Source organism: Stenotrophomonas acidaminiphila (genome assembly GCF_001431595.1).
Classification (GTDB): Bacteria; Pseudomonadota; Gammaproteobacteria; order Xanthomonadales; family Xanthomonadaceae; genus Stenotrophomonas; species Stenotrophomonas acidaminiphila.
Map to the genome: position 1 here is coordinate 1 of NZ_LDJO01000059.1, position 6160 is coordinate 6160.

Consider the following 6160-nt stretch of genomic DNA (forward strand, 5'->3'; position numbering starts at 1 on the left):
CCATGTGGTCAGCCGGTTGGTCAACACCGTTGCCGACATCGATGCCTCGTCGAAGAAGATCGCCGACATCATCAGCGTCATCGACGGCATCGCCTTCCAGACCAACATCCTGGCGCTCAACGCCGCGGTGGAAGCCGCCCGGGCCGGCGAACAGGGCCGCGGCTTCGCCGTGGTCGCCTCGGAAGTGCGCACCCTGGCGCAGCGCTCGGCCGGTGCCGCCAAGGAGATCAAGGAGCTGATCGAGAACTCGGTCGACAAGGTCGCCGAAGGCTCGGCGCTGGTCCACCAGGCCGGCAGCACCATGGGCGAGATCGTGACCTCGGTGCAGCGCGTGACCGACATCATGGCCGAGATCTCCGCCGCCTCGCAGGAACAGAGCGCCGGCATCGAGCAGGTCAACCAGACCGTCACCCAGATGGACGAGACCACCCAGCAGAACGCCGCGCTGGTGGAGGAAGCCACCGCCGCGGCGCGTTCCATGGAAGACCAGGCCAACCAGCTGGCCACGGCGGTATCGATGTTCCGCACCACGACCAGCCGTGGCACGCCGCCCGCGCGCCCGGTCCTCAAGGTGGTAGCGCCGGCACGACCGCAACCGCCGGCACCGGCGCGGCCACGTCCCGCGCCTCCCGCGGACGGCGGCAACTGGCGGGAATTCTGAGCCGCCGGTGCGGGCCGGAAACGCCGGCGCCCTCCCTGCGGTGCTAAAGAGCCACGTGATGGGGCCGATACACGGAGGTACCCTGCCGGTATGCTGTTGCCCCCAGGCCTCCGCCCTCCCTGTTCCAGAGATCATGTCAGAGCGCGAACCGACGGAATCCGCCCCTTCCTCCTTCGCCGGCAGCCTGTATGCCGACGAGAAGTACATGGTTCGCAATCCGCGCCAGATCCGCCTGCTGCTGCAGGCGATGATCGACCAGCGCGCCACGATCGCGGTCCATCCCGATGGCCACGAACAGTCCTATCCCAGCGCGGTGCTGGAAGTGGACGAGGACGCCCTGCTGCTCGACGGCAGTCCGCTGCCGGCAGTCAACCGCAGCGTCGGCGAAGCCTCCCACCTGCTGTGCTTCGCGCAGGTGGACCGGGTCATGGTGCGCTTCCGCCTGGACTACCCGCAGGTGCTGGTCGAAGATGGGCGCACCGCGTTCCGCCTCCCATTGCCGGAAGAGGCATACCACCTGCAGCGCCGCGAACTGTACCGGCTGGAGACTCCGGTCGGCGATTCGCCCTGGTGCGTGTTTCCCGACCCGCAGGGCGCGGACCCGCTGCGCTGGCGCGTGGTCGACATCAGTGCCGGCGGCATCGCCGTGCTGCTGCCCCCCGACCTGAACCTGCTGCGCCTGCAGCAGCGCCTGGCCGGCTGCGAACTGCAGCTGCCCGACTCGGCCCCGATCGCGGTGAGCCTGGTGGTCTGCAGCCAACTGGTGCGCAAGCAGGCCAACGGCATGGAGCAGCAGCGCGTGGGCCTGCGCTTCGAGGACCTGCCGCGCGGCGCCGATGCCGCCATCCAGCGCTACATTTTCCGGGTCGACCGCGAGCGCAAGGCGCGCAAGAACGGCGGCGCATAAGGCGCGTCTAAAGTTCCGGCGGCCAATGCCGATACACGGAGTGAAGCATCTCCGTAGCCGCATGCCGCCAGGACCAGGACCCCGTATGAACGACACCAGCGCCCACGCTGCCACTTCCGGCGGCGAGTACCTCAGCTTCACCCTTGGCAACGAGCACTATGGGGTGGACATCCTCAAAGTGCAGGAAATCCGTGGTTACGACGCGGTCACCCGCGTGCCCGATGCGCCGGACTACATCAAGGGCGTGATCAACCTGCGCGGCACCATCGTGCCGGTCATCGACCTGCGCCTGAAGCTGCGCCTGGACGAAGCCCGCTACGACGCCTTCACGGTGATGATCGTGCTCAACGTCGAGGACCGGGTGGTCGGCATCGTCGTGGACAGCGTCTCGGACGTGATCCCGCTGAGCGCCGAGCAGATCCGTCCCAAGCCGGAGTTCGGCGCGGCGGTGGACACCCGCTTCATCTCGGGCATCGGCACCCAGGACGAGCGCATGCTGATCCTGCTGGACATCGAGACCCTGCTCGATACCGCCGACCTCGGCCAGGCCGCGACCATCGAAGAAGCCGCCGCCTGACAAAGCGTGGCGCTCATCACACTTCCGGGCACGACCTATCAATCATCGCCAGTGCCGGCCGATACGAGCGCATGGCCGGCTGTTTGCCGGCGCAACCCACTCCGGAGAAAAAGATGTCCAAGTCCTTCATTTCGCTGATGTCCGCGGCCCTGCTGGCAAGCGTCTCCCTGGTCGCCGCCGCCGACGAGATGATCCCGCCGGAGAACGCGCCCCGCTTCGCCGGCAAGGACGGCATGGTCTGCGGCAAGGTCGAGAAGGCGCGCTACGCCGAAGGCTCCGAGGGCAAGCCGACGTTCCTGCACATGGGCGGTTCGTTCCCGCGCCATACCTTCTCGGCGCGCATTCCGGGTTCGGCGCGCGGCAACTTCAGCTTTGACCTGATGACGCTCGAGGGCAAGACCGTGTGCGCCATCGGCAAGATCCAGCGTGACGCCTCGCGCGCCGAGATCGAAGTCACCTCGCCGTCGAGCCTGAAGCTGGCCAACATCAAGTAATCCAACCCGTCGATGCCGCGCTGGCCCGGCCGGCGCGGTCCCGGTGCATGCATGCCGGGGAACGCAGCAGGAGACCGTGCACCCATGCAGTGGATCAAGAACCTCAACCTGATGCCGAAGCTGATGCTTACCTTCGGCATCGTCCTGCTCGTGATGCTGGTCCAGGGCATCGTGGCGTACCGCGGCATGCATTCGCTGGACGGCGTCACCACCGAGATCGCGGACAAGCGCATGGCCGGCCTGCGTACCGGCGGCGAACTGGCCGGCATGGTCAGCGAGTACCGCAACGTCTCCTACCAGAGCCTGATCCGCGCCAGCACCGAGGTGAAGGCCGAGGCCAGGACCCGCGCCACCGAACTGCGCAAGCACATCGACGAGTCCATCGCGAAGTATTCCGAGCTGGTGGACAATCCGCAGCAGCGCAAGCTGCTCGACACCTTCATCGCCGACTGGGAAGCCGCCAAGAAGTCCTACGACTCCGTGGCGGAGCTGCTGGAACTGGACCTGCCCGACGACGCCATCGACACCTTCGTCGGCGAAACCCGCGACCTGCACCGCAAGGCCTACGCTTCGCTGGACGCACTGTCGTCCGACGAGAACGCCCGTGCCCTGGCCGCCAGCGACCGCGCCGCCGAGACCTATTCCACCTCCGTCGTCGTCACCGTGATCGCGGTGCTGGTCGGCGTCGGCGCCGGCCTGCTGCTGGCCTGGCTGTTCGCGCGCTCGCTGGTCGGTTCGATGCGCGGCGCGGTGGACGTGGCCAACGAGATCGCCAGCGGCAAGCTCGACGGCACCATCGATACCCGCCGTGCCGATGAAGTGGGCGAGCTGCTGCGCGCCATGCAGCGCATGCAGCGCGACCTGCGCGAGCGCATCGAGCGCGACCAGGCCGTGGCCGCCGAGAACCTGCGCATCCGCACCGCGCTGGACTACTCCTCCACCGGCGTCTACCTGACCAACAACGACCTGCAGATCGTCTATGCCAACCGGGCACTGGCGCATACGCTTGAGCGCTACGCCGACGACGTCAGGAGCGCACTTGACCATTACGACGCCTCGCGTCCGCTGGTCGGCCAGCACGTGACCGCGCTGGAGTTCCACGGCGAGATGGACCACAGCGTGCTCGACGCGCTGCAGCGCACCGGCGTGGCCTCGCGCGAGATGCGTTACGGCGACGCCCAGTTCGCCCAGACCATCTCGGCCATCCGCGACGACGCCGGCAGCGTGGTCGGCCATGTCGTCGAATGGCGCGACCGCACCACCGAAGCCATGGTGGAACGCGAAGTGGCGCAGGTGATCGACGCCGCCGCCGCGGGCGACCTCAGCGGCCGCATCGGCACCGACGGCAAGGACGGCTTCTTCCTGGAACTGGCACGCCAGCTCAACAGCCTGCTCGATGCCAATGCCACCAGCCTGGCGCAGATCTCCGGCCTGCTGTCGGCGCTGTCGCAGGGCGACCTGACCGTACGCATGCAGGGCGACTTCCAGGGCGTGTTCGCCCGGATGCGCGACGACGCCAATGCCACCACCGAGCAGCTGACCGCCATCGTCGGCCGCATCAAGCAGTCCACCGCCGCGATCAATTCCGCGGCCGGTGAGATCGCGTCGGGCAACAACGACCTGTCGCGCCGCACCGAGCAGCAGGCCGCCAACCTGGAGGAAACCGCCGCCTCGATGGAGGAACTGACCTCCACCGTGCGCCAGAACGCCGAACATGCCCGCCAGGCCAACCAGCTGGCGCAGGGCGCGGCCAGTGTCGCCTCGCAGGGCGGCGAAGTGGTCGGCCAGGTGGTCACCACCATGTCGGCCATCGAAGCCTCGTCGAAGAAGATCGCCGACATCATCAGCGTCATCGACGGCATCGCCTTCCAGACCAACATCCTGGCGCTCAACGCCGCGGTGGAAGCCGCACGGGCCGGCGAACAGGGCCGCGGCTTCGCCGTGGTCGCCTCGGAAGTACGCACCCTGGCACAGCGCTCGGCCGGTGCCGCCAAGGAGATCAAGGAGCTCATCCAGGACTCGGTCGGCAAGGTCGGCGAAGGTTCGCAGCTGGTGCGTCGCGCCGGCAGCACCATGGGCGAGATCGTCAGTTCCGTGCAGCGCGTGACCGACATCATGGCCGAGATCTCCGCCGCTTCGCAGGAACAGAGCGCCGGCATCGAACAGGTCAACCAGACCGTCACCCAGATGGACGAGACCACCCAGCAGAACGCCGCGCTGGTGGAGGAAGCCACCGCCGCCGCGCGTTCCATGGAAGAACAGGCCGCGCACCTGGCCGAAGCGGTGTCGCTGTTCCGCCTCGATGCGCAAGACGCGCCCACCGCCGCGGCCAAGGTGGCGCCGGTGGTGGTCGCCAGCGCAGCGCCGGCAGCACCGGTGGCCAATACGCCGCAACCGAGGCCACGCGCCCCGGCCCGCGTGGCCGTTGCCGAGGCCGTTGATTCGGACTGGCAGGAATTCTGATCCATCCCACAGAACCCCGGCGCATGCCGGGGTTCTGCTGTCGGCCATCGCCCCGGTGGCCGGCCACGCAGGCCCGGGCTACCGGCGCTCCCCCGCAGCGGCATGGCTCAACTTGCGCCGGGCATGGCCGATATCCACAAGTGAAGCCCCCGCCGCCACGTGCCACGTCGCGGCCGCCCTCCCTCCACATCCCCTATCGCGCATGAACATTTTCCGTACCTGGTCGAGCTTCATCTCCAACATCACCGTGCGCGCCAAGCTCAATCTGCTCACGGCCATCATCGCGGTCGGCGTGGTCACCCTGGCGGTGGTCGCGGCGCGCATGCAGTACGTGGATCTCTACGAGACCCGCAAGGCCGCGCTGCAGAGCGACGTGGAACTGGCCTATGGCGTGCTGGACCACTACGCCGCCCGCGCCAAGGACGGCAGCCTGCCACTTGAGCGCGCGCAGGCCGAGGCCATGGCCGCGCTGGAAGCCATGCGCACAAAGGGCGACTCCAGCTACTTCAATATCTACAGCGCCGACTACGTGGTGCTGATGCATCCCTTCCGCAAGGACCTGGTCGGCAAGGACATGGGGGACTTCCGCAGCGAGGATGGCGTGCGCATGTACCACGACCAGGTCGAGGTGGCCAAAAGCGGCGGCGGCTACGTGGGCTACGCATGGCCCAAGCCCGGCCAGACCAAGCCGATCCCCAAGCTCGCCTATGCCGGCATGTACAAGCCCTGGAACTGGGTGGTCTCCACCGGCGTCTACATGGACGACGTGCAGTCCCAGGCGCTGCGCTTCACCGGCATCATGACGGTCGCCGGCGGCGTGCTGGTGCTGCTGGTGTTCGCGCTGAGCTGGGTGATCGGCAGTCGCATCGTGCTGCCGCTGCGCAAGGCCACGGCCGTCGCCGACGCCATCGCCGGCGGACGCCTGGACAACGCCATCGCCCAGACCTCGCGCGACGAGCCCGGCCAGCTGCTGGGCAGCATGCAGCGCATGCAGGCGCAGCTGCAGGCGGTGATCGCCGCGCAGCGGGAGATGGAGCACCAGCATGACGCCGGCATCA

Annotated in this window: 6 protein-coding genes; all 6 read left to right on the forward strand. The window is 68.0% G+C overall.

Annotation, left to right across the window (positions count from 1 at the left end; genetic code table 11):
- Positions 1 to 661: methyl-accepting chemotaxis protein (locus ABB33_RS14800; protein WP_248842460.1), on the forward strand; the 661-nt coding region annotated here is incomplete at its 5' end.
- A 133-nt stretch (positions 662 to 794) separates the two neighbouring features.
- Entirely contained in the window at positions 795 to 1568 is a 774-nt protein-coding gene (locus ABB33_RS14805; protein WP_056932617.1) for a flagellar brake protein, read from the forward strand.
- 85 nt (positions 1569 to 1653) lie between these two features.
- On the forward strand, positions 1654 to 2145 hold the full coding sequence (locus tag ABB33_RS14810) for a chemotaxis protein CheW (RefSeq protein WP_054665899.1): 492 nt from the start codon (positions 1654 to 1656) through the stop codon (positions 2143 to 2145).
- 113 nt (positions 2146 to 2258) lie between these two features.
- A complete protein-coding gene (locus ABB33_RS14815; protein WP_054665901.1) occupies positions 2259 to 2639 on the forward strand; it encodes a hypothetical protein in 381 nt (126 codons plus the stop codon).
- Positions 2640 to 2723: 84 nt separating this feature from the next.
- Positions 2724 to 5102, forward strand: a complete 2379-nt coding sequence (locus ABB33_RS14820; RefSeq protein ID WP_056932618.1) for a methyl-accepting chemotaxis protein — start codon at positions 2724 to 2726, stop codon at positions 5100 to 5102.
- 202 nt (positions 5103 to 5304) lie between these two features.
- The coding region (locus tag ABB33_RS14825) for a cache domain-containing protein (RefSeq protein ID WP_152985114.1) at positions 5305 to 6160 on the forward strand (856 nt) is incomplete at its 3' end.

Excerpts from the sequence above, each read along its gene's own strand:
- ABB33_RS14805 (WP_056932617.1), top strand. The coding sequence starts at position 795 with ATGTCAGAGCGCGAACCGACGGAATCCGCCCCTTCCTCCTTCGCCGGC.
- ABB33_RS14810 (WP_054665899.1), top strand. The coding sequence starts at position 1,654 with ATGAACGACACCAGCGCCCACGCTGCCACTTCCGGCGGCGAGTACCTC.
- ABB33_RS14815 (WP_054665901.1), top strand. The coding sequence starts at position 2,259 with ATGTCCAAGTCCTTCATTTCGCTGATGTCCGCGGCCCTGCTGGCAAGC.
- ABB33_RS14820 (WP_056932618.1), top strand. The coding sequence starts at position 2,724 with ATGCAGTGGATCAAGAACCTCAACCTGATGCCGAAGCTGATGCTTACC.